At 61.3% G+C, this 23,116-nt stretch carries 21 protein-coding genes; 6 read left to right on the forward strand and 15 right to left on the reverse strand.

The window, feature by feature from the left end:
* Positions 1 to 124: 124 nt before the first annotated feature.
* The 5 genes from JYJ84_RS01700 to JYJ84_RS01720 form a co-directional block, all read right to left on the reverse strand.
* On the reverse strand, positions 125 to 862 hold the full coding sequence (locus JYJ84_RS01700) for a putative type VI secretion system effector (protein WP_175219231.1): 738 nt from the start codon (positions 860 to 862) through the stop codon (positions 125 to 127).
* Positions 862 to 3,732, reverse strand: coding sequence for a T6SS effector BTH_I2691 family protein (locus JYJ84_RS01705; protein WP_175219229.1), 2,871 nt, complete (start codon positions 3,730 to 3,732; stop codon positions 862 to 864). The genes JYJ84_RS01700 and JYJ84_RS01705 overlap by 1 nt, the downstream gene beginning before the upstream one ends.
* Positions 3,733 to 3,772: 40 nt before the next feature.
* Positions 3,773 to 4,738, reverse strand: a complete 966-nt coding sequence (locus JYJ84_RS01710; protein ID WP_175219227.1) for a DUF4123 domain-containing protein — start codon at positions 4,736 to 4,738, stop codon at positions 3,773 to 3,775.
* 4 nt (positions 4,739 to 4,742) lie between these two features.
* Complete coding sequence (locus JYJ84_RS01715) at positions 4,743 to 7,274, reverse strand: type VI secretion system Vgr family protein (protein WP_175219225.1); 2,532 nt, start codon at positions 7,272 to 7,274, stop codon at positions 4,743 to 4,745.
* A 678-nt stretch (positions 7,275 to 7,952) separates the two neighbouring features.
* On the reverse strand, positions 7,953 to 10,253 hold the full coding sequence (locus JYJ84_RS01720) for an NADP-dependent malic enzyme (RefSeq protein WP_122948805.1): 2,301 nt from the start codon (positions 10,251 to 10,253) through the stop codon (positions 7,953 to 7,955).
* A gap of 135 nt (positions 10,254 to 10,388) precedes the next feature.
* On the opposite strand from JYJ84_RS01720, the gene JYJ84_RS01725 reads away from it, so the two are divergent.
* Positions 10,389 to 11,360, forward strand: coding sequence for a LysR substrate-binding domain-containing protein (locus JYJ84_RS01725; protein ID WP_174962029.1), 972 nt, complete (start codon positions 10,389 to 10,391; stop codon positions 11,358 to 11,360).
* An 87-nt stretch (positions 11,361 to 11,447) separates the two neighbouring features.
* Here JYJ84_RS01725 and JYJ84_RS01730 read toward each other — a convergent pair whose 3' ends face one another.
* From JYJ84_RS01730 to JYJ84_RS01745, 4 genes are all read right to left on the reverse strand, one after another.
* Entirely contained in the window at positions 11,448 to 12,128 is a 681-nt protein-coding gene (locus JYJ84_RS01730; protein WP_122948803.1) for a hypothetical protein, read from the reverse strand.
* A gap of 106 nt (positions 12,129 to 12,234) precedes the next feature.
* Entirely contained in the window at positions 12,235 to 14,127 is a 1,893-nt protein-coding gene (locus tag JYJ84_RS01735; RefSeq protein WP_175219223.1) for an SAM-dependent methyltransferase, read from the reverse strand.
* Between the two features lie 159 nt (positions 14,128 to 14,286).
* Positions 14,287 to 14,754: a hypothetical protein gene (locus tag JYJ84_RS01740; protein ID WP_175219221.1), complete on the reverse strand. Its 468-nt coding sequence runs from the start codon at positions 14,752 to 14,754 to the stop codon at positions 14,287 to 14,289.
* Positions 14,755 to 14,821: 67 nt separating this feature from the next.
* Positions 14,822 to 15,316, reverse strand: coding sequence for a GNAT family N-acetyltransferase (locus JYJ84_RS01745; RefSeq protein ID WP_175219219.1), 495 nt, complete (start codon positions 15,314 to 15,316; stop codon positions 14,822 to 14,824).
* Positions 15,317 to 15,594: 278 nt separating this feature from the next.
* On the opposite strand from JYJ84_RS01745, the gene JYJ84_RS01750 reads away from it, so the two are divergent.
* Positions 15,595 to 15,936 (forward strand): hypothetical protein, encoded by a 342-nt coding sequence (locus tag JYJ84_RS01750; protein ID WP_164462798.1) that lies wholly within the window; start codon positions 15,595 to 15,597, stop codon positions 15,934 to 15,936.
* Between the two features lie 179 nt (positions 15,937 to 16,115).
* Here the strand turns inward: JYJ84_RS01750 and JYJ84_RS01755 are convergent, their stop codons facing one another.
* The 6 genes from JYJ84_RS01755 to JYJ84_RS01780 form a co-directional block, all read right to left on the reverse strand.
* Positions 16,116 to 16,670, reverse strand: coding sequence for a hypothetical protein (locus JYJ84_RS01755; RefSeq protein WP_164462797.1), 555 nt, complete (start codon positions 16,668 to 16,670; stop codon positions 16,116 to 16,118).
* Between the two features lie 170 nt (positions 16,671 to 16,840).
* A complete protein-coding gene (locus JYJ84_RS01760; protein WP_122948798.1) occupies positions 16,841 to 17,047 on the reverse strand; it encodes a hypothetical protein in 207 nt (68 codons plus the stop codon).
* 60 nt (positions 17,048 to 17,107) lie between these two features.
* Entirely contained in the window at positions 17,108 to 17,497 is a 390-nt protein-coding gene (locus tag JYJ84_RS01765) for a VOC family protein (RefSeq protein ID WP_122948797.1), read from the reverse strand.
* Positions 17,498 to 17,789: 292 nt separating this feature from the next.
* Positions 17,790 to 18,176 (reverse strand): hypothetical protein, encoded by a 387-nt coding sequence (locus JYJ84_RS01770; protein ID WP_205182729.1) that lies wholly within the window; start codon positions 18,174 to 18,176, stop codon positions 17,790 to 17,792.
* 426 nt (positions 18,177 to 18,602) lie between these two features.
* Entirely contained in the window at positions 18,603 to 19,517 is a 915-nt protein-coding gene (locus tag JYJ84_RS01775; protein ID WP_175219215.1) for an alpha/beta hydrolase, read from the reverse strand.
* An 87-nt stretch (positions 19,518 to 19,604) separates the two neighbouring features.
* The gene (locus JYJ84_RS01780; RefSeq protein WP_175219213.1) at positions 19,605 to 20,471 is read right to left on the reverse strand and encodes a helix-turn-helix domain-containing protein; all 867 of its coding nucleotides are present in this window, start codon (positions 20,469 to 20,471) and stop codon (positions 19,605 to 19,607) included.
* A 268-nt stretch (positions 20,472 to 20,739) separates the two neighbouring features.
* Between JYJ84_RS01780 and JYJ84_RS01785 the strand changes: the two genes are divergently transcribed.
* The 4 genes from JYJ84_RS01785 (at position 20,740) to JYJ84_RS01800 (ending at position 23,103) form a co-directional block, all read left to right on the forward strand.
* Positions 20,740 to 21,198 (forward strand): GNAT family N-acetyltransferase, encoded by a 459-nt coding sequence (locus tag JYJ84_RS01785; protein ID WP_175219211.1) that lies wholly within the window; start codon positions 20,740 to 20,742, stop codon positions 21,196 to 21,198.
* Between the two features lie 141 nt (positions 21,199 to 21,339).
* Positions 21,340 to 21,705, forward strand: a complete 366-nt coding sequence (locus JYJ84_RS01790; RefSeq protein WP_175219209.1) for a VOC family protein — start codon at positions 21,340 to 21,342, stop codon at positions 21,703 to 21,705.
* Positions 21,706 to 21,958: 253 nt separating this feature from the next.
* Positions 21,959 to 22,384: a hypothetical protein gene (locus JYJ84_RS01795; RefSeq protein ID WP_175219207.1), complete on the forward strand. Its 426-nt coding sequence runs from the start codon at positions 21,959 to 21,961 to the stop codon at positions 22,382 to 22,384.
* Positions 22,385 to 22,560: 176 nt separating this feature from the next.
* Positions 22,561 to 23,103, forward strand: coding sequence for a serine/threonine protein kinase (locus JYJ84_RS01800; RefSeq protein WP_175219205.1), 543 nt, complete (start codon positions 22,561 to 22,563; stop codon positions 23,101 to 23,103).
* The last annotated feature ends 13 nt before the right edge of the window (positions 23,104 to 23,116 follow it).

Below are 23,116 nucleotides of genomic sequence, written 5' to 3' on the forward strand. Positions count from 1 at the left end.
TCGTGCTGAGCAATCGAAACAATGTTGTCAGCCATCGACTCACCGCCCTTTACAACCAGATTCGGTTAAACATCAGGATGCTGAGAAAACGATACCTCATCACACTTGCGAGAAAAAACTCCGATTAGTAACGGAAATACAAGACGCCGAGTGCACCTGGCTCGCCAGGCTGCTTGCTCTTTTTCGTGATCGCAGGCAAGTCAATATTTTTCACATCCTTCCAGCCGAAACCAGAAAAAATCCCTTCAGCAAGACGAACAAATCCCATAAATTTCCTGGATATGTTGAATGCGATCACGCCAAAAATAGCCGCAACCATAGCACCCCCACCCGCATACATATAAAAAATTCCCAGCCAATTATCAATGGGATCAAAAAACAAAATGATCGCCCCCAATACAATCATGACCAACATCAATGCTGAATATATATAAAACCACCATCGCGCCGTCGCTTTATAGTGAGCATATCGACCACGACTGCAATGCGGATGGAGCGCTACGATTCGGTCGCTGATACGTCTGATGCCAAATGCGCGCCATATCTCGCCAAATGGCTCCGCGACAATCTCGACTTCATCGCCCTCTTTGAACACGGATACCCATACCCACGCACGAATGCTCTTCCCATCCAGTTCAAATTCAAGTAGATCGGCCTCCTCGGCCGTATCATCAGCAGACGCGGCTAGCCCGATGGCCACCCCACCCAGACCCGCCAGTCCGGCCACAACAGCCGTTGCGCCCATCGCCGTCCGATCTGCATCGGTAAACAAAAACTCCTGAAACTGCCGCGTGCTACGAAGATTCTTGATATGCCCTCTCAACAGTCGGGTAGGAGAGGATTTTTCCGTGTTTTCCATCATTAATTCGTTCCGTCAGCCGAAAGACCCATTACCTTCAATGCCGTCTCAAATTCGTTGCTCTGCTTTCCCGCATCCCAAGCCGGATTCGCAGGTTTTCGCCCGAACGCACACTTTTCAAGCCATGTCTGCAACTCATCGTCCGAAAAATACCAAATCATGAATTGGATTGCGACCACTGCCACGGCAACCTCCCAGCCAGTCAGGATCAAAACACTTCTACCAAGCCACAACAATGCGCCTCGTGCGCCGATCGTTACACCCAATTCTTCGGCGGTTACGCCGACTGCAGTGGTGCCTGCCGTCTTTGCCGCACCCTGTCGAGCAAACCACCCGCCAGCATCCGCGACCTCAGGGGTCGTGAAAGAAGCCAATCTGGCGGTCGCACCGGCAATGCCCGCCGCACCTCCTCTAGCCAGAATCACAATGCGGCTCCCATCTCCGGCCAGGCGCGCAAGCAGTGAAGCCGACGATGTCAGAGCGGTCAGAAGGTACGCCGCTCCCGTGCCCAAACCGAGCGCCGACTTGACGAAATAAAGTGTGGCGATACGGTAATTATTAGTTGCAACTTTACCAAATCCCTTGTGAAGATCTACGACCCCCTGAATCATCGCCGAAACGCCTCCCAAGAAACTCGTAATCGCCTTCAGATTGCGCAGCGTCTGTGCTGCGTCACTCCCGAACGCCTTGAGCGCCTTCTCCGAAACCGTAAATACCGCCCCGACCACCGACACCCCGGACGCGACCAGCAGCGCATAGTCATCGCTGCTCTTATCCGCTTTGGCAAGCAAGCATCCGAAATTCAGCATCTCGATTACCACCAGCGTACTAGCCAGCCGGGCATTCAATTGCGTCGACGCCCCTTTTTGCGACTTGCTGACCTCCTCCCACATGTCCGTCAAGTTCTTGACACGCTTATCCGATCCTACGGCCTGCAGCGAACGCAAATACGCCTGAGGCGGGGGTAGTCCCTGCTGCCGCAACGCGCGATAGCCCATCTGCAAAGCCAGGCGCATCGCGGGCTCGGCTACCACCGCAGCCTTGATGAGCTTGACTGTGTCCGCCTGCGCAATCCCGCCTCGTAGCATCAACGTGCCGCGAATCAGATACATACCGACGCTATCGGCCAACTCCGCACTCTTACTCCATTTGAACAGGCCATTGCCTATTGTCACGGCGAGCTGATCGACACGCAGACCTTTCACGATATATTCCGAACCCGACGCCGCCGTTGCTCCGCGCTTCAGCACATCCGTCATCTTGTCGCAGAACTTCAGGAAGGCCTTCAGATTCTTGATCAGATACGAAGACACGAAGTCGGCCCAATGACTGACTTGATCGCCGACACTCGCCGGCTGTGTCTTGTATTCGGTTGCCTTCGCCAGCAGCGCCTTGATTTCCTCCTTCTGATCCTGCTGGTTGTACGCATAGGCCCGCCACACCAGACTCGACGGTTGCGTGGGATCCATGTTGTTGACCAGATCCTCGACCAACTTGGCGCCCTTCTCCTCCGACGGCAAACCCCACAACGCACCATCGATGACTGCGGCGAAGGCGTGTCCATCGTCGAAATTGTTTTCGTGATAATCATGCAGCGTCGCCATGAACGTCGACGCTTTCAGCCACGCGCCGACATCCGGCGTCCGATTGGCCTGTAACTGATGCGAGGCCTTCTGCACCGACTCGTACCACGGTCGAAACACGTTCAGTTTTTGCGGATCGAGTTTGCCGTAATACTTCGGCCAAGCGGCATCGCCTATCCGCTTTGCCTCAGCCGGCGTGATCACTCCGGCAGCAGCAATTTTCTTGTCGGACATCGCCTGCTGTTCCGGAGATACGACCAGAGCATCGGGAACCCCATCCGCTGCATACGGATTATTCTTCATCGCCTCCCAACCAGCCGTCCACGCCGACCGCAAACGGCTTTTCGACTCGACCGCACCGTTGCGTACCGCTCCTTCAGCAGAGGTAATCGACTCGAGCGCATCGATCTGTTTCACCCGCTCACGCGTGTACGTCAGCAACCAGCTCCCAGCGTCGTTACGGAAGCCGTTCAATTCATGAACGTTCCCGATACCGTCCCACAACGCTAATAGCATCGGTGGATGATGCTTGCCCTGAGCGAGCTGGCCGACATCGCTCATCACCCTGATCAACGCGTCACTGGCCGACCCGGGAGACGCCTGACGAATATGCAACGGGTAACAGGTCGTCACCTGACGCATGACTTCCGGCTTGTATTTGCCGGTTTCGTCGCTCAGCGTCTGCGCAGGCGGCTGCAACAGTTTGGGATCGAGGCCAGGCATGTATTCGATGACGTCATCGATACTTTGTCGGGTTGCAACGACAGCATGCCCGTGTGCGTCCTGGCCCGCCGAGATCCATTTTGACGGCTCGATCCATTGCATGCGTTGCTGACGAAGCGCCGCATCCTTCTTGTACAGTTCGAACGTATCGCGATGCCACGCATGCTGCGAAAATGCGACATACACACGGTCAGTGCACTTATCGGGCCTCTCGATAGCAATGATGTCCATCGGTACTGCGATAGATTTCTTTGCACATGCCGGATGAGTTGTCGGCTCGGCCGGCAGCGGAAGCGACTGCTTCCACAAGCGCCCGTCCTCCGTAACGTTGTACGCCTCCCAGTAGTTACTACCTCGCGCACCCTTTACGTAGAACAGATACACCCAACCTGCACGCAACGTGCGCAGCGCGTATCGATGTTCAGTAAGTTTGACGTCAGTCACCCCATGCCCGCTAACGCCGGCTGGCAACTTTGCCGCCACGGAATTCGGTACGACTGTGTACCGAACCGGCAGGATCGGCAGCCCCGTCTTTTCGCAGTTGGCGCACTGGTTTGCTGTATCCATTCGCTCTCTCGATATGGGAACTAGATTTATTCTGCTGAGACTAGAAAGACAAAACTGCCTTCGACTCGTCGTACCACGCTCCCCGGCGAATCGCTTCGATTTCGTCCTCGCTCAATTCGCCGACAGCGGATGTATAGAACTCATCCGGCGCGCGCTGGCGCAATGCCAGTGCAACGCTCGGATGACGATCGAAATAGGGATGCCACGCCAGCGCATGCCCGATAAAAGCGACCTTGTCCTCTCGATCGGCCAATCCGTGCTGCTCCGCACGGTTCGCGCTCGCAATCGCGGTCTCGACTTCGCTGGATCGAGGCTGCCGCTGCGTAGCCAACATATGCAATGCAAGCGCTCGATTTATCACGCCATGACGATGGATATCACGCCACTGCCCTTCAGTCAGATCCAGTTCCGTACACAATGTCGTTGCCGACGAGTAAACGCATAACTTTGCCGTGGCATCCAACGCGTGCCAGGCTTTGACCGGGCCGAGCAAGGTCCGCTTCTGCGCGTCAGACAGAATCGGCCACATCAGACTCAGTGCACGAGCGTCGTAGAAGCGCAATGCGCATCGGCGCCCCTGATCGTCGATTTGCAGTATGTGATTCGACCAGTATCCGGCGATATGTTCCGGCGCCATGTCGCTCGCCAACCAGCCGCCAATCCGTTGACCGAGCCCCTTTGCGACGGCATCCGGCTGTCGATCTTCGAAGGCCAGCCGAACGCTTTCAACCAGCAACGCCACACCTTCAGAGGTCGACAGATCCAGCTCGATCAAATACGGACGATGATCATCAGGGAAGGCTTCGTGTCCAATTGCGACGACGGCGCCAGGCCGATCATGGAACGAAGGTGCACCCTCCCCGCTTTGAGGCAGCGCACGCTGACTCGGGTCGACTACAAGGCAACAGCGCGACAACCGTTGCTGGTCAAAATAAGCGCGCAAGGCACGGACAGTCGAATCGACCGACTCACGGTTCAAGTCATCAACAGGTTCGAACGTTTCCATCCAGTCACTCCAGCACAACGCTCGACGCACTATCGGCCGATGCCGCAGCGGTCTTCCACGAACAGCCCTTCGGCACGCTGGCAATCGGCGAGGGGAGACGCATCGACGATGCACCCGGCTTGTCCCACGATGCGCATTTTTCGAGAATCTGGCCGCTCGTTCCGTTCTCGATCAGATCAGGCGTGATCTTGATATACGAGCCGCCAGCGCCGATCCAGATTTCTTTTTCGGCCGAGATAACGACCTTCCCGTTCGAGCTCGTGATCGTCACGTCGTTGAGCGCCGAAAGCTTCATCTCGTCACTCTGCGCCTGAATCTCAACCTTGCCCTTCGCCGCAAACAGCTTGATCCCCGCGTTCTGGGCAAACAGGCTGATCTTCTCCATCACACTCGCGATCAGCGATTTGCCGGCCGCCACGTGCACGCTCTTGCCACTGACGATATTGACCTGCTGGTTCGCCGTGACCTGCGCCGACTCCTGCGTCGACAGCCCCACGCCTGCGGGACTCGCCATCAACATGATCGGCGTCGAGAACCCGTTCGCGTTGCCCGTGCCGCCCCCGTCCGTCCGACCACCGCTGCCGGCGCCGCCGCTCACGCTATAGTGCGTCGCGTCGGTAAATTTCTTGAGCGCGTCCTGCCCCTCCTGCAGGCTCTCCGCCTGGTTCGCCGAACTCGCCTGCGACGTCAGATCGACAACGGTTTCCGCACTGGCCAACTGCTCGGATGCGGCGGTCACGTTCAACGGCTGGTTCGGCGCTGTCGCGTGCGTTGATACGAACAGGCCCTGCCCCGCCCGAATGGCGCCATAGGCGTCCGATTTGAGGTCGAAACCGCTACCGAGGAACGCGCCACGCGTATTGTCGGTGTGCTGGATCAGGTACCCGAGGTGCAAATGAGACTGGTAGCTGCTCGAGTAAAGGTGAACCCGATTCTGCTGCGTCGAGTCGTCCATCACGAGCTGGTTGTAGCCGGTGCCGCCGTACTCGCGCGAGCGTTGACCGGACAGCAAGCCGTTTGTGTGCCACACCGGCTGCGTCGCGCCCCCGTACATCCTCGCAATGATGACGGGCCGGTCGCAGTCACCTTCCATGAAACCCACGACGACTTCGTCGCCCTTGCGTAGTGGCTGAATCCCGCCACGGCTCGAGCCCGCATCAAGAAACGTCGGACGTACCCAGCACGACGCGCGTTCATCCTGGCCGTTGCGGCGATTCCAGTGGAACCACACCTTCACCCGGTTCAGCGAATCGGTATAAACCTCCTCGCCGCTCGGCCCGGCCACGATCGCATTCTGCAACTGCATCACGGGCTTCTTGTGCTCGAACGGGCTGCGGAACGGAACGTTGCGCGGTTGCGCTTCGACCATCACCTGAAAGAACCCTTCGCTGCCATCTGCATGGCGAACCGTCGCGCCAGCCTTCGCTTGAGCAACCTCCTCAGCCAGCCCGTCGGGGAATTGTTCTGCTTCGTCCAGACCGGGCAGGTTATTGCAAATCAACCAGTCGACGCCGAGCAGAACGAATTCGCGATCCGGTTGACTGCCCGCATCGTGCACCGGATGACCGCGCAGCTCGAAGCGTCTCCCCGGCATCGCACAACGCAAGCCGCCGATGCCGTGAAAGCGCTTCATCCGCGACTTGCGCTCTTCGAGCCGAATCTGCGCAAGACGCTCACCTTGCTCACGATCCGACCACATGTACGCACCGGGATAGTCGTAGATCTCCCCGTCGGTCGGCAGCTTGCCGTCCACGTCGGTCACGCCCTGCACCTGCCGAGGAAGATCGGGGCGCTTGTAGTCGAACGAGCGCGACGTCAGCTGCGCACTATCGATCTGGAGCTGCTCCTTCCATTGCGCGAACCCGTCCAGTTCGCCGCTGATTTCCGTCGGGCCGAACTCGACAACCGGCTGCTTCAGCGGCGGGACAAAATAAACATCGTCCGTCAGCACCATCGTATGCGCCCGACCATTGTCCGCCTGCTCGAAGTACGGGAACGCCCCCACCTCTTCCAGGCTACGATGAACAAAGTTCAGGTCGTACTCCCATTGCACGCGGTTCGAATACGATGGAAGCGGTTTATGCAGATCGAAACGATACGCGCCGCGCGCTTGCGGATGCTGGTCGAATACGTCGGTCAGAATCTGCTCGCCGTTCTGCTCCTGCCAGTCACGCATGTCGCGGCGCAGGCGCAAGAAATAGAGCCAGGACGAGAAGGCCAGCTTGTAAAAGGTCAACGGCCCATCCGCCCCCAGCCGGCTGAATCGGTGAACATAGCCGTGGATCGGCATGTACGAGCCGTTTGCCTGCTGGATCCAAAGTGTGACCGGCTTGGCGAGCAGCGCGCTGAGTTCGATCTGACTGCCACGTGGTGAAACGGCATCAATCACGAATTCGTAATCGCGGCCGAGCCTGGCCGCTCCTTTCACATAGAGCGGCAATAACCAGTCGACGCCGAGCGGCGTATCCAGTTTGACAAGACGATTGTATTGCGCGTCGCCAAGACGCAATGTCTTATAAAGCGCGGTATGGCCCATGCAGGTTGCCCTTGGTTGGTATTCGGGTGGGGTTTCTGCCGAGCGGTGATTATAAATATCTTTCGTAACAAGACGATAGTGGCCGTTACACCTCGTCTATTTCAATTAATCGGAAAATGTGACCGGCGCACATGGAATTAAAGAAACTTCACAAAGTTTCAGGAAAAAAATTCCGATAACTCTCGTGAGTCGCTTTTAAACCACCCAGCTCTTTTCTGAACCCGGCCAACAGTGGCGACTCTGCGGCTGTACTCCCACATAGCGCGCACTTCGCACGGGAAATTCGGTAAATTTCGCCCTCTTTGCCGCCGTGCCAGTCGGCTTCGCACTCGTATCAATCGCGAGATTCGTATCCGGGCTCTATTGACTCGCGGCCAGGAATTATGCCGCCCGCGCTATCTCGCCCTCGTTGCCACTTACCCCAACGCCCTTTCGATTGGAGAAGTGCAAGCAATGCGAAAATCAGGCGCCGTTTCACGAAAATGTAATAAACGACACTCGTCAAGATCACCATAAGGATATGAACAACGCCTATCCCGCCTTTGATCGCCTTGACGAACCCGAACGCCATTTCGGCCCACGCCGCGCTACGCAACGTGTTCAAATCAATAGCTAAAAGGGGCGAGCCGCCCGAACGACACCACGCCCGGTCAACCCGCCCCCCCTTCCTGCGCCTACTCAGGCACCCGCGTTGCGATTCGCCTCAATCACCGTCAGCGCCGCCATATTCACGATCCGCCGCACCGTCGCGCTCGAAGTCAGGATGTTCACCGGCGCATTGACGCCCAACAGGAACGGCCCCACCGCCACATTGCTGCCCGCCTCGGTCTTGAGCAGGTTGTACGCGATATTCCCCGCATCGACGTTCGGGCAAACCAGCAGGTTCGCAGCGCCCTTGAGCGGCGACATCGGCAGCAGCCTCGACCGCAAGCCCTCGTCGAGCGCGCAGTCGCCATGCATCTCGCCGTCCGCCTCGATATCCGGCGCCTGCTCCCGGACGATCTCCAGCGCCCGACGCATCTTCACGCCCGACGCCGCACTGCCCGACCCGAAGTTCGACCGCGACAGCAACGCCGCCTTCGGCGTCAGGTTCAGCCACTCCATCTGGCGTGCCGCGGCAATCGTGAATTCCGCGATCTGCTCCGCATCGGGATTGTCGTTGACGTGCGTATCCACCAGCGCGACCGTCCGCTGGTCGAGCAACAGGATGTTCATCGCCGCATAGGTCGACGCACCGGGCTTCTTGCCGATCACTTCGTCGACGAACCGCAGGTGGTTGTGATACTCGCCCACCGTCCCGCAGACCATCCCGTCCGCATCGCCGAGCCGCACCATCATCGCGCCGATCAGCGTCAGGCGACGCCGCATCTCGACCCGCGCCATCTCCTTCGAGATGCCATCCCGGCACCGCAGCTCCCAATACGTCGTCCAGTACTGCGGGAATCGCTCGTCATACTCGGGGTTCGTCACCTCGACATCCTGGCCGAGCCGGATCCGCAAGCCGAAGCGCTCGATGCGTGCCAGCAGCACCTCCGGGCGCCCGACCAGGATCGGACGCGCCAGCTTCTCGTCGACGATCACCTGCACCGCGCGCAGCACGCGCTCGTCCTCGCCTTCGGTAAAGACGATCCGCGCCTTGCCGCCGTCGCGCACCAGCTGGCGTGCCGTCGCGAACAGCGGCTTCATGAAAGCGCCGGAGTGGTAGACGAATTGCTGCAGTTGCTCGACGTACGCGTCGAGATCGGTCAGCGGGCGCTTCGCCACGCCGGCGTCCATCGCCGCCTTGGCCACGGCCGGCGCGATACGGACGATCAGGCGCGGGTCGAACGGCTTCGGAATCAGGTATTGCGCGCCGAACGCCACGTCATAAGCACCATAGGCGGCCGCGACGACGTCGTTCTGCTCTTCCTCGGCCAGCCCCGCGATCGCGTGAACCGCGGCGATCTCCATTTCGCGGGTGATCGTCGTCGCGCCCACGTCCAGCGCACCGCGGAAGATGTACGGGAAGCAGAGGACGTTGTTGACCTGGTTCGGGTAATCCGAGCGGCCCGTCGCGATCACGACGTCGTCGCGCGTCGCATGCGCCAGTTCCGGGAAAATTTCCGGCGTGGGGTTGGCCAGCGCGAGAATCAGCGGGCGCGGCGCCATCTCTTTCAGCATGTCGGCGGTCAGGATGCCGCCGACCGACAGGCCCAGGAACACGTCCGCGCCGCCGATCACTTCGGCCAGCTTGCGCGCGTCGGTTTCCTGCGCAAAGCGCGACTTCGCCGGGTCCATCAGCGCGGTGCGGCCGCGATAGACGACGCCTTCGATGTCGGTCACCCAGACGTTTTCAACCGGCAGCCCGAGATCGACCAGCAGGTCCAGGCAGGCCAGCGCAGCAGCCCCGGCGCCCGAAGTCACGACCTTCACTTCCGAAATCGACTTCCCGACGACCTTCAGCCCGTTGATGAACGCGGCGGAGACGGTGATGGCGGTGCCGTGCTGATCGTCGTGGAAAACGGGGATCTTCATGCGATCGCGCAGCTTCTGCTCGACCGTGAAGCACTCGGGCGCCTTGATGTCCTCGAGGTTGATGCCGCCGAAGGTCGGCTCGAGACCGGCGATGATGTCGACCAGCTTGTCCGGATCGGTTTCGTTGATCTCGATGTCGAACACGTCGATCCCCGCGAACTTCTTGAACAGCACGGCCTTGCCTTCCATGACCGGCTTGGACGCGAGCGGGCCGATGTTGCCCAGACCCAGCACGGCCGTGCCGTTCGTGATCACGCCCACCAGGTTGCCGCGGCTCGTGAAACGGTGCGCCTGCAGCGGATCGGCGGCGATGGCTTCGCACACGCCCGCCACGCCCGGCGTGTAGGCCAGCGCGAGATCGCGCTGGGTCACGAGCGGCTTGCTGGCGACGACCGAGATCTTTCCCGGGGTCGGAAATTCGTGATAGTCGAACGCGGCCTGCTGCTGTGTCTCTGTCTGTTTCATGTTCTCGATCCGGGCACGGGCGCCAGGCCAGTCCCGGCGCGATCCATGAGGGTGATTCTATGGATCCGCCATAAGGAGATGATTCTGTTTTAATATCGGCCCATCACTTTTTCATGATGAATACATGACCAGTCAATGACTTTTGATGCGAATGACGTGGTCAGGCGGCTGGGCGCGCGCCTGAAGATGCGGCACCTGGTGCTGTTGTTGCAGATCCAGCAGCACGGATCGCTGACGCGCGTCGCGGAGCACATGGCCAGCAGCCAGCCGGCCGTGACGAACGCGTTGTCCGAGCTGGAGAGCATGTTCGGCACGCCGCTCTTCGAGCGCTCGTCGCGCGGCATGCGGCCCACCGCGCTCGGCGCGGTCGTGCTCGAGCGGGCGAAGGCGATGATCCAGGATCTCGACCACCTCGCCCGCGAAATGGAGGCCGTTGCCGCCGGGCATGCGGCCCACCTGCATATCGGCGTGATCCCGTTCATTTCCGGACAGATGCTGTCGGCGGCGCTCAAGCGGCTGCAAGCGCGCATGGAGCGGCGCGTGACCGTGACGATTCACGAAGGCACCAGCGATCAGCTCCTGCTGCAGCTCAGGGACCACAGCGTCGACATCATGATCGGGCGGGCGTCGTCGGCGATCGATCTGGGCCAGGTCTCCTTCGAGGTGCTGTACCAGCAGCAGCCGCGCATGATCGCGAGCCGGCGTCTTGCCGCGAAACTGGCCCGCACCGCGCTCGACTGGCACAAGCTGCACGCGCTCGACTGGATTCTCGGCGCCCCGCATACGCCGATGCGGGAACAGGTGACCGACCTGTTCCTGTCGGCCGGCATCCCGCCGCCCGTCCCGATCGTCGAAAGTTACTCGTCGAAGCTGATCGGCGAGATGATCGCGTCGAGCGACGAGGCCGTCTCGATCGTGCCTGCCGATATCGCGGAAGAACTGGTGCGGTTCGCCGGCGTGGCGATCGTGCCGTACTCGCTGGTGTGGACGCTCCCGCCCATCGCGCTGTTTACCCGCGCCGCCGATTCGCGCGCGCCGGCGCGCGATCTGCTCGTGGACGCACTGCGCGAGGTGTGCCGGGAGACGTACGGCGAAGCGCAGCGATAAGGGTTCGCGCGCCGGCCTTGAGCGGCGCGCCGGGTCCGCCGAAAGCCGTCATGCGCTTCGACGGATACCGTGCCGCCCCGTAGCAGGCTACTGGCTGGCGGTGAGGCGACGCAGAATTTCCGCACGCTCGGCGGTCAGCACATGATCCGAGCCCTCGCCGCGGTCATAGCGCTTGGTCGTCCGGTAGGAAAACCGCTTCCTGTACTGGCTGGTGGCGGGATCGAACACCCACGCATCGACGACGAACAGGTGCGCCTCGAAATGACTCTCGCCGTCGCCCCACACGTAATCGGCTCGAACGAACACCGGATAGGGCGACACGTCCGGCACCTTCCACATCGCGCGGTCGGCCAGCTCCGTCTGGGTGACTTTCGGCATCAGGTTCTCGATCTTGCCGTTCGCGCCATAGCGCAATATCGCCACGCGCTCCAGCATCCCGCTGCCACCGCCGAAGAACATCCCCGAGAAGAACACCCACGAGCCGCCCGACGCAATCGGCAACCGTTCGGATCGCGGCTTCAGACCGAACTGGTACTGGTTCTCCGTCGAGCCATCGGGAAGCGGCGCGGGCGGCATTTCGAAGCACGGCGCGCGATCGGGGAGCACACAGAGTTTCACGCCGGACAGCGGGAACCCCTCGTTGTCCAGCCGGCCCTCCGCCTGGCTAAAACGCGGGAATGCGAGTTCGCTGGATGCGGCTTGAGCCCCTGCGATGCCAACGACGGAAATGCTCAAGATCACGCTGAGCGGCTTGAAATACCTGCGCATGCACCGGCCCCTTCTCTCATGTTTTGTTCGCCGCGAATTGTCGATGATCCGGCCGCTTCTGTCGAATGAACGGTTGCGGCCGGCGACGCGCGCCGGCTAACCCACATCAGACGGTGGCCAGCACCAGACGCCCCGGCGACGCGCCGATATGCAGCCCGTCGGAACGATTCGCGAGATAACGCTGGTTCAACTCGTCCGGCGTCCACGTGCTGCTGTGGCTGAAACCCAGCGCGGCCAGCCTCCCGGTCAGCTCGGCGGGTTCGAAGAAGCTCTTCCATGGTTCGCCACGCTCGGCGAATCGCACCATCATCTGCTCCATCGCGATCCGCACGATCGGCGACAGGCTCGACAGCGGGACCACATATTCGAGCAGAACCGCACTGCCTTTGGCGCAGCCGGCAATGAAGCGCAGCGTCTCGACGACCGCGGCCTCGTCGAGATACATCGTCACGCCCAGCCAGCTGAACAGCGCCGGCGCATCGGCATCGAAGCCGGCGCGCGCCAGCCCCTCCGCGAGACCGACACGCTCGAAATCGACCGGCACGAAGTGCAGCGACGGCGGCACCGCGATGCCGGCCTCGCGCAAGCGGGCCTGCTTCCACGCCTGCGTCGCCGGCAGGTCGACCTCGAACACGCGCCCCGGCGCATCGGGTCGCCGGTATGCGCTGGTATCGAGCCCCGCGCCGAGCACCACGTACTGGCAGGTGCCGCGTTCGATCGCATCGGCCCAGACATCGTCGGCCAGCCGGCTGCGAACGACCACCGTGCTGCGCATGCCCACCGTCATCGGCTGGCGGTACTTGTCGAGGTTGTCGCGCAAGGCTTGCGCCTCGTCCGTGCCGAGGACGGTCAGCGCGACCGGATCGTCGAGCACCAGCGGCCGGTCGAGCAACTGGTGCGCGGCCCGCTGCGTGGCCACCATCAATGCGCTCGGCTTGGGGCCGGCGTTCACCGGCGTCGTGTCGTGGCCGACGATATGCGCCCGGTTCAGATAGGCCAGCAACGCATCGTCGAGGCCGATGCCCAGTTGCAGATCCGGTTCACGCATCATCGCATCGCGCACGCGTGCTTCCAGCGCCGCATCGTCGCCGCAGAAGCTGTCGAGAAACAACTGCTGCCAGCGCTTGACGATGGCCTGCACCGATGCGGCGCCGGCGTCGACGCCCGCGTCCATGTGCGCTCTCAGCTCGACCACCAGCGCCGGCCACGCCCGATGCTTCATCGCGGCGAACTGGCGCCGCCGCACCTCGTCGGCCTGGGCCGGATCGAGATACTTCGCCAGCAGCGCGCAGCGCGCGTGCGCGAACGCTTCGTCGATCCATGTCAGCATCTCCGCCGTGATGCCGACGATTTGCGGAGCGCGCGGCTCGTCGAGCTGCATCTGCATCAGCTTGGTCGCGAGCGTCGGGTCGTTGCGGGTCATCCGAACCACGAGCCTGATCCAGCGCCACGCCAGTGCATGAGCGGCGTCGCAGTCGGCCGGCAGCGCCTGCTGCCGGGCAATGCGGACTTCGTCGATCAGTTCGATCCAGGCGGGATCCGTGGGCGCGATCGTATCCGGCCCGGTTGCCAGCAGCGCATCGAGTTCGTCGTCATCAAGGTGTTTTTGGATCATGTTCATCAACTCCAGAGCGTTCAGCCAGTCGGTCGCCGTGGTCTCGTCGCCGGCGGCGATCATGTCCACGATGTATTGCAGGTGACGACTGAGGCGCTGCGCGCGCGATGCCTGCACGTCGAGTGCCGCGATCTGGCGCCGCAGAAGCTGGAGCGGTGAGCCCGCGAGTTGCCCATCGAGGCTGGCCTTGATGTCCGGCAGCGAATACCCGAACCGTTTCAGCGCCTCGATCCGATGCAGCCGGACGAGGTCGTCCCGCCCATACAGGCGCGCGCCGCCGTCCGTGCGCTGCGACGGTGACAGCAGCCCGATTGCATCGTAGTGATGCAGGGCCCGGACGCTCAGTCCTGCCTGCTTCGCCAGATCGCCGATTTTCAGTCGCATTTTTTCCCAGTCGTCGGTGTCGACCATAAAAGCTGACGTAGCGTCAGGTGCAAGTGAAATCGAAGGGGTTGTGTGGGCGGCTGGAGGACGTCGAGGTAATTTCCTGGTCTTCACGCGAAAATCCGCCGTGGACGTTTGCGGCGAAGGTCGTCGCCCGTTTCATTCCATGCCCCGCTTGCGGAGGACAACCTCCAGCATCTCGGCCGGCGAAAGCTCCCGCCCGTCGTATTCCGCACCGAAGTAGGTTTCAGGCCAGAAGATGAGGTCCGAAATGCGGTCATCGCAGGTGTTGATCGACAAGCATCGAATCCAGTAATCGATCAGCGTCTCGTCTCCGCGACACGCGCAGACGGCATCAAGCAGTTCCAGAAGCTCCGGCTCCGACAGATCGGTCGGCACGGCATGCCAGTCGATTGCCAACTGCCTCGCAAATTCGTCGGCACACGTCGAACCAAACGCGCCGAGGACATCGATTTGATCGACATCGTCTCCCAGCAACCGGGAAATCTGCTGCAACTCCGTCGCGTATTCGCGTCCGTTCTCGTGCAGCTGGAACACGGCCCTGGTCAGCGGCAACAGCAGTTGAAGCTTGTGATGGTCGACGGGGTCGCGCAGTTCGGCTCGCATACTGGTCGTGGTCGTGCAGCGGTTGATTGAGCGGTCCGGGTGAATGTGCCAGGGTCCCGATTGAAAGTTAATCGGCCGGCTTCTCGTACAGCGACCAGACGATCCCGTCTGATTTCAGCCCGACGCGAATGAAGCCGAGCGACGCGTAGTAAGCGCAGAGCGTCACGTTTTCAACGGCGCAATCGAGTCGAACGAAACGCCGGTTCAGGCTGCTCACCTTGTGAGCGCACCAGTCGAGCATGAAGCTGCCGAGCCCTTGCCCGTTGAAACCTTGCCGCACGCACAGCCCGTGCACGTAACCGGCAATCGGTTCCTGCGGCCCCCAGTGCTTGTCCTCGTCGAACGCGAGCGAGAACGTTCCGGCCAACGTGCCGTCCAGTTCAACGACATACACGTCCTTCCGGGAGACGTTGTCGCGTACCCACGCCTCGGAAAATCCGTCGCCTTCCTTGCCCCACACATGATCGCCGTGCGCAAGCTTCTTCGCGTGCGCATCGTTCCGGATCTGCGTCAGCACCGGTACGTCGTCTGCCGTCGCCCTGCGGATGCTTTTCAAGGTCATTGCTCGTCTCTCCGTTGCAGCGAGTCGGTGAAGGAAGAACTGCTATTCGCAGTTCACGGCTGCGTTGCCGGACAAGTCCGGCGTGCGGGTGCAAACCTGCGCGAAGCGTTCGATGTGCCGCTACACAAAGCATCGCCTGCAATTTCATCTCGACAGTCCTGGCCAGCTTGTCCGGATCGTCGGCGATCCCTGAATCATGTCGACTTGGCCCAAACATGTCGGGCGCGGGAAAGATATGCTTCAATCGCCTGTCTTTCGCAATGATTCAAGGAGGTCCATTGAAGGGACGCTACGAAGCGGCATTCATTCTCCCGCTACCGAATGAAAAGTGGCTGACTGACGATGGCTGGGAGTTCAGAACCGATACCCGCCTGCCCGAAGCCACACGAAGCTTCCTTACGACGACGCTCGGGATGCAGCAACTCGCACGGTACGCCGGCGAACAAAACTACGTGAGTCCGGACGTCGAAGCATCCGTGCTCGAGGACGACAGCGGCGCGATCGAGCTGGTCCACATCAAGCTGTACAACATGCGCGCCGAACAACTTTTGAAGATGTTTGACGCCAGTTCGCTTGCCGCAACCACGGAGCTGTTCTTACCGCGATCACGGAAGAAATAGAACCGCCATCCAGCCGCTCCGCCAACTGCCGGCCGGACGTCATTCAATGCGCTCGACGGGCCCGCTCCCTTCCGGTCAGGAATGACAGGCTTACGAAGCCCTCCCCTGGCATCAACGCGAACACGGTCCCGAATAAACGCGTACCGTCGCGGTCGCCGCGGTGGGGAAAATCACGTTGATCAGTGTGTCTTGCAAAAGAACTTCGCGTCGTCCGCGTCAATCTTGACCGGATATTCGCGCTCGATCAGCGCCCTTTCCGCCACGCTCGGGTTTCCGAGCCACTTTGTCTCGCAGCGGTACAACAACCGCCCGGCCGTGCGGTGCGTCTGCTCATCGACAAGCAAAGCGACATTCGTCACGTTGCACTGGTGGGCCTGGCAAAGGTGATAAAGCCACTCGCGCGACTCGCCGATTTTCCACAGCGTCCCTTCCGTCGCGGGACCGCTCAGCAAGCGCTTCCGAATCGTTTTCGAATCCTGGCCGGCCAGATTCAGGAAATTGTCGAATGCGGCCGATACCGTCCGGCCGATCGCCGTGCCGGATTGATCTCCGTCCGGGCCGACGAGATTGAAGATCTCCGTTTTATATCCGGAGCTCGCCGGCGTGATGTTCTTCGGCACCGACTCTTCGGCGTGAGCCTGGCAGTGGTACGCCAACGGGAAAAATAAAACCGCCCCCAAAAGTACGGCCCGTGCCCTCAAGGGGAACACACCCGCACCGCTGTCGGCGCGCATCCCTTTACCGCGATTTCTCGTCATTCCTCTACGCTGCCTTTCCACTACTTGTTGACACGCCAGGCACCGAAATCCGGCGCCTGCTCTCGACCGCTCGCTCTCCGACGCGTACAGCACGCCCACGCCGACAACACTTTGCACACCCTCCGTCAGCGTGATGTTCCCGAATGCTAACCAAGGGACAAGTAAATCCCGGCGCCAGCAACAACGATGCACAAGAGCGCAATGATGAGGCATGCCGCTCGCCATGCGCCGCGCAGGCGAGTCGCCCCGAAATACCATCCAGCCACGCCGACACAAAGCGTCACGGGCCAGTATTCAATGCCGGTTCCAAGCACGACGAGATAAAAAGGCCAATCAATGGTGATTTCACTCATCCCGGAATGCTCGGTTGCGTGCGTGGCGTATGCGTTCGCTCATGGTTTGAACGACAGCGATCAGTCGCCCGAAGCGCTCCCCTGCGCCTGATGACACACCACCTCGATATTGTGTCCATCCGGCCCGATGACAAACGCCGCGTAGTAATTCGCGTGATAGTGCGGCCGCAGCCCCGGTGCGCCATTGTCCTTCCCGCCTGACTCCAGCGCCGCGCGATAGAACGCGTCGACTTGCTGCCGGTGGTCGGCCACGAACGCGATGTGAAGATGCGCCGGTTTCTCCGTCGTCTGGAACAGGCACAACGAGGGCTTGCCCGGCGGAGAAAGCTCGATGCCGTACGAAGGCTCGCCCTCCCCCTGCACCACTACGCCAAGCGGTTCAAGCGCGCTCAGGAAAAACGCCTTGCTGGCTGCATAGTCGCTCACGCCGAATTTGACATGGTCAAACATGACTCCCCCTCGGATAGATGGGTCTGCCGGCACCCGGATGGAATGTGGAAATCACCGCGATGTTGCCACACGTGGCCGTCACCCGCACACCCGCTCGCGACCGAACAAAAAAAGCCCGACACAGTCGGGCCAACGAGCGAGATACAAGGAGACATCCCGCTCACCCCTCATCGAGCGGTCACACCGTGCTACACAACGTCATCGCGATGCCGGCGACACCCAACGGTCGCGCACGACCTTGCAACCGGTCGTCGATCGCCACGCGTGCCTGAAAGGATTCGGAAATGAATTGCTATTGGGAAACCGGCGCACCGGATGATCCGTCTGCCGGCATGGTCGGCAAGGGAATGGCCGCGCTGTTCGACCCGCTGCCCGTTGCGCCGGCAGAATTCGTGGTGCCCGATTGTCCGCGACGGCCGCGGTGCGCGCCATGCGTGACCGGCGGTGCGCTCGCGGCGACCGGCCGTATCGGCGGATGCGTGATGTACTGGAAGTTCTCGTTGATCGCGCTATTGCCCGTATCGTACGACCGGTGCACGAATACGCTGCTGGTCACGGGCTCGCTGGCTTGCGCGAACGCCGGCGGCATGGCGGACATCATCGCGGCGGCGGCCGCCGCGCTCAACGCGGCGATCCGCACGAGCGAACCGGCATCGCGGACTGTCGGGCGTACTGTCACGCTGCGTTTCCTCCAATGTGCATCCGGTCGGCGATCGTTCGGCTGCCGGTGGCGCCCGCCCGAAAAATTGGCCCGCACCGGACAGTGCGGGCCAAGCCGAGAACACAACAACACCTTGGGGGGGTATCAAGGCGAGACCAGTCTAGCCCGAGTCGCCGGATAGAAAATTTCAGGCCAGATTACAGCTATTACTCCATATAACGAAGCATCGGCCGCCGCTGTGTGCGGCCAAGTGGTGACGTATCGTCGGTGAGCCCGTGCAACGACTCGGCGCCGCGAATCGTTCGCCGGCGTCGCTTCCGGCGGGTGGCGTGGCGCCGTCGCGCATCAACCTTCCACTTGCCTTGCAAACGCAGTCGCCGTCAAAACCGGCGGCGGCGACCTTCATACAAGTCGTGGACACCGCCGACGCGGCAACGAGCCAGATCAACGCACGCCGGACAGATGCAGCGTGAACCACTCCACCGCCGCCTGGCTGGTTGCGTCGAAATGCTCGATATACGGCGTGAAATGTCCGCCCTTGATCTGGAGCAAGCGCTTCGGCTCCAGTGCGTTTCCCCACGCCTTGAGACACAGGTCGGTGGGCGTCAGCAGATCCTGGTCGGCCACGATCATCAGCAACGGGGTGGGCGAAATGCGATCGACATACTGGCCCGGTTCGTTCTCGCGCGACATCTCGGCGCTGCGCAGCGTCACTTCGTTTTTCCAGTTCGGCGCACACCGCGCCGCCGACTCGGTGAAGAACCGGTACGCGTCCGCGCCGGCCATCGCACAGGCTGTCGCCGGATCGGCACTGACTGCCGGCAACATCGCCGGCGGGCCGCCCGCAAATCGCTGCCTGCGATCTTCATCGAAGCGAGCCAGCAGTGCCGGCACCAGATCGGAACGCGTGCGGCGCAACGCCGACTGATACCCGCTGATCGTCGGCACCTGCGCAACCACGCATTTGACGCGCCGATCGATGGCCGCGACTTCGAGCACGTGGCCGCCGCTGTAACTGGTGCCCCAGATGCCGATGCGTGCGGCGTCGACCTCGGGGCGCGTCAGCAGATAGCTGATTGCATCGCGATAGCCGCGCTTCTGTTGCACGGGGTCGATCTCCTGACGCGGGTACCCGTCGCTTGCGCCAAAATTCCGGTGATCGTAGAGCAGCACGCCAAAACCGCTGGCGGCAAACACCTCGGCGTAGCGGTCCAGATATTGTTCCTTCACGCCGGAGAATCCGTGCGCCATCACGATCGCCGGATACGTCGGCGTATCGGCAAGGCGCTGCGTCGGCTCGTAGTACCAGCCTCGCAGCGTGGCGGCTTCGGACAGGAATTCGATATCGTGTCGCGTCATGTCGGCTTACCTCGTTCGGTCAGTGTTATCGATGATCGACACGATAAGCTTGTACGCCACGCCCCGCGTTTGCTGGACAGACGATTGCTACGCGGAATCGGACAGTTTCGCGTACGCGCTGGGCGTCATGCCGACAAACCGGCGAAACACGGTCGAGAACGCGCTCGTGGTTTCGTAGCCGAGTTCGGCCGCGACGGCGATCACGGCGCATCCCGACGCCAGCAACGGGCGCGCGGCCGAAATCCGCGCCTGCTGGCGCCACTGGCTGAACGACAGCCCGGTTTCGGCAGTGAACAGCCGGGCCAGTGTCCGGCTCGACGCACCGACTTCATCGGCCCACTCCGTCAGCGTGCGTTGATCGGCCGGATTCGCCAGAATCGCGTCGCACACACGGGCAAGGCGCCGGTCCTGGCCGGACGGCAGCCGCAAGGGCTGCTCGGGCGACCACTCGATTTCGGCCAGCATGAGCTGGATGACGAGATCGTCGCGTCCGTCAGGATTGACCTCGACCGGGAACGACGACGCGCGCACGATCAACTCACGCAGCAGCGGCGACACGTTGACCAGGCTCGGCTGATCCGGGTATGCCGATCGGTACGCGTGCGGGTCGACGTAGACGGTGCGCATTTCGAGTGGCCCGTGTGCGCGCATCGCGTGCGGCAGGTCGGGCGGAATCCAGAGTGCGCGATGAGGCGGGATCATCCAGAGCGACTGGCTGGCAATGACTTCGGCAATGCCCGTCGTGGTGTAGACGAGTTGCGCGCGCGGGTGCCGATGCTCGGCGACGACGAAGCCGTCGGGAAAGGCTTTCGGCATGACGGCGGCGATACCTGGCGCATCCTGGTAATCGCGCGGGTCGGTGCTCTTCGTGACGGGTGCGATACCGGCCCGGTTCGGTGCCGCCACCGCGTTTTGCTTGATCGCTTTACCGTGGCCGCGCCCTTCGACCTTCATCGCTCGTCCTTTCCTGTGTGCGAAATCGCCAAGTCGTGCGATCCCGGCGAATCGGACAGATGATACGGGAATGTCGGATCCCGGGAATCCCGGAAAGAAGCAGTGAATCGGTAACGAGATTTCACTGCCGATTCGCGGTACCGCAAACGCAATACTTCGCGCTGAACTTCCGATCTCGCCCGTTTCAGCGCATTCTGCGCGATGTTGGAAGTTCGATTCCGTGCTGCTATCGTTGTGCACTCTTTGAAGATATCGGAGCGGCCGATACATGCCCTTGATCTTGCGTCGAGCGATTGCGGATGATGCCGCCGAGGTGGCTGACGTCTATCTACGGTCGCGCAACACGCTGGCATCCTATGCACCGCTCGCGCACGCCGAAGCCGCTGTCCACGATTGGGTGGCCAACGTACTGGTGCCGTCGGGCAACGTTACCGTTGCCGTGAACGATAACCGCATCGTCGGCATGGCTGCGCACGTCGTGACCGATGGCGTGGCATGGCTTGATCAGTTGTATGTCTGCCCCGAATTCAAGCGACGAGGGATCGGGTCTTCCCTCCTGGCATCGGTGAAGTCGCAGACGGTTGGCCTGCTCCAGCTCTATACGTTCCAGATGAATCGCGATGCCGCTGCGTTTTACGAGCGGCATGGGTTCGTTGCGATTGCATACAGTGACGGAAGCAGGAACGAGGAAGGCTGCCCCGATGTCTTGTATTGCCTGACGCGGTAGCGGCTGCCCGCCTGGCACGCAGCACCTGTCCGCCATCGGCGATGATTGAACGATTTGATCTCCGGAACCGTACCGTGTCGTGACGTGCGGTCACGGTACCTATAATTGCCTCCCGGCAAACAACTACGGAAACGGGTACACATGAACATTCGAGGGAAAGACCGTCAGATCGACAACATCGAATTCAATGTCAGCGACATTGCACGAAGCAAGGCCTTCTATGGCAGCGTGTTCGGCTGGACCTTCACCGATTACGGCCCAACCTACACCGAGTTCCAAGACGGCCGGATCACGGGTGGGTTGACAACCGGTGAGCCCGTCCGGCCGGGCGGCCCGCTCGTCATCCTCTACGCTGACGATCTGGTCGAAACCCAACGAAGGATCGAGGCGGCGGGCGCCACGATCAGCCGCCAGACTTTCTCGTTTCCCGGCGGCCGGCGTTTCCACTTTATTGATCACGACGGCTATGAACTGGCCGTATGGTCAGCGGACGAATCGGGCAAGTAACGAGACAAGAACCCGTAAGCGGTGAGATCCGCCGCCCCAACGACACTCGCGACCGGGCGCCTTGAAGCTCAAGACGTCCGACATGATTCGGAAGCGGTTGCTCACGAGCATGGCAGTCAGCAGACTCGATCTCGCAAGACATCGACGCGCGTCTTCGACACCGCCAGAACGCTCATGAAGCGTCTTTCGGCATAGCGATTTAGAATCGCTTCTAGCTGCGATCTTCAGCAGCGTGCGAAACACCAGGAGCCCGATGCATACCGTCAAGATCGCCAGAAACCGCCCGGATTTCAGGTGCTTTATCGACCTGCTGTACGGGTACCCACGGAATGTGGATACGGATGGCGATGCCTATCCGGTCAACAGCAGGCTCTGGACGCGCCTGTACCTCCGCGACCGGAAAAGCGACGCCCCGCGCGTCGCGATCGACCCGACCGACACCGATCCAGCCATGTTCACGGTCACATCGGACGCGCCAGAACTGGAAGAATTGACCGCGCTCTATCTGTATCTCACCAGCGGCGACTCGATCAGCGCGTCGGAGAACCTGTTGGCGGCGTCGGACATCGAACGGCTCACGGAAAAACATGCTGAAGCACTTCAGCGGGCCGATCGATCCGTCTGGCACCAGTCTTCGGATGAAGACCCTTACCCGAACCAGCGCCTGACAGACGGTTGAACGTTGCCGACGCCGTGACGAAACGTGCCGGCCCTGTCATCGCCCGATCGTCCTCCCCGTCGAGGAAGCCTTTATCGGCACCCATCCGGGTCGTTCGACAGGCATGTTCGAATCATCGACAATCGAACGACTGAGCCGGTCATACCCGACCATCCGATCTGATACCCCGATTCGCCATGAGTGACAATATCGTCTGGGTCGTCGATATCGACGCAAGCCTTGAAGAAACACCGATCCTCGCGCAGCGCGGCATCGCATGGCTTGCCGGGCAAGGCATCGTGCAATCGGTGCCCGAAAGCGGCAATGGGCTCTACGGCGATATCTATCGTCCCGGCCCGAATGCCGCTGCGTGGTCCGAGTTCATCCGCCTCGGCAACGACTGGTGCGGCGTCGGCCTCGAGACCGAACACACGGTCTTTCATTCAGGCCCGGGGCCGAACGACGTCCGTTGTCCACACTGCGGCGCGTCTCACTCACTCGATGAGGTGCCCTGGGGCGACGCAGTCAGCGCGTGGTACTCGAACGAAGCCGATGACACGCTCGCCTGCCCCGCATGCGGCGGCTCGGCACGCATCGTCGCCTGGACGTTCCTCGAGCTCGACTGGGCATTCGGCAATCTCGGATTCGGGTTCACGAACTGGCTGATCGAGCCACGCCTCGCCGTCGAACTCGGCAAGATTCTCGGGCATCGCGTCAAGATCGTGCACCAGCACATCTGACGACTTGCATCGG

Origin of the sequence: Burkholderia sp. LMG 13014 (genome assembly GCF_905232215.1) — a bacterium.
Classification (GTDB): Bacteria; Pseudomonadota; Gammaproteobacteria; order Burkholderiales; family Burkholderiaceae; genus Burkholderia.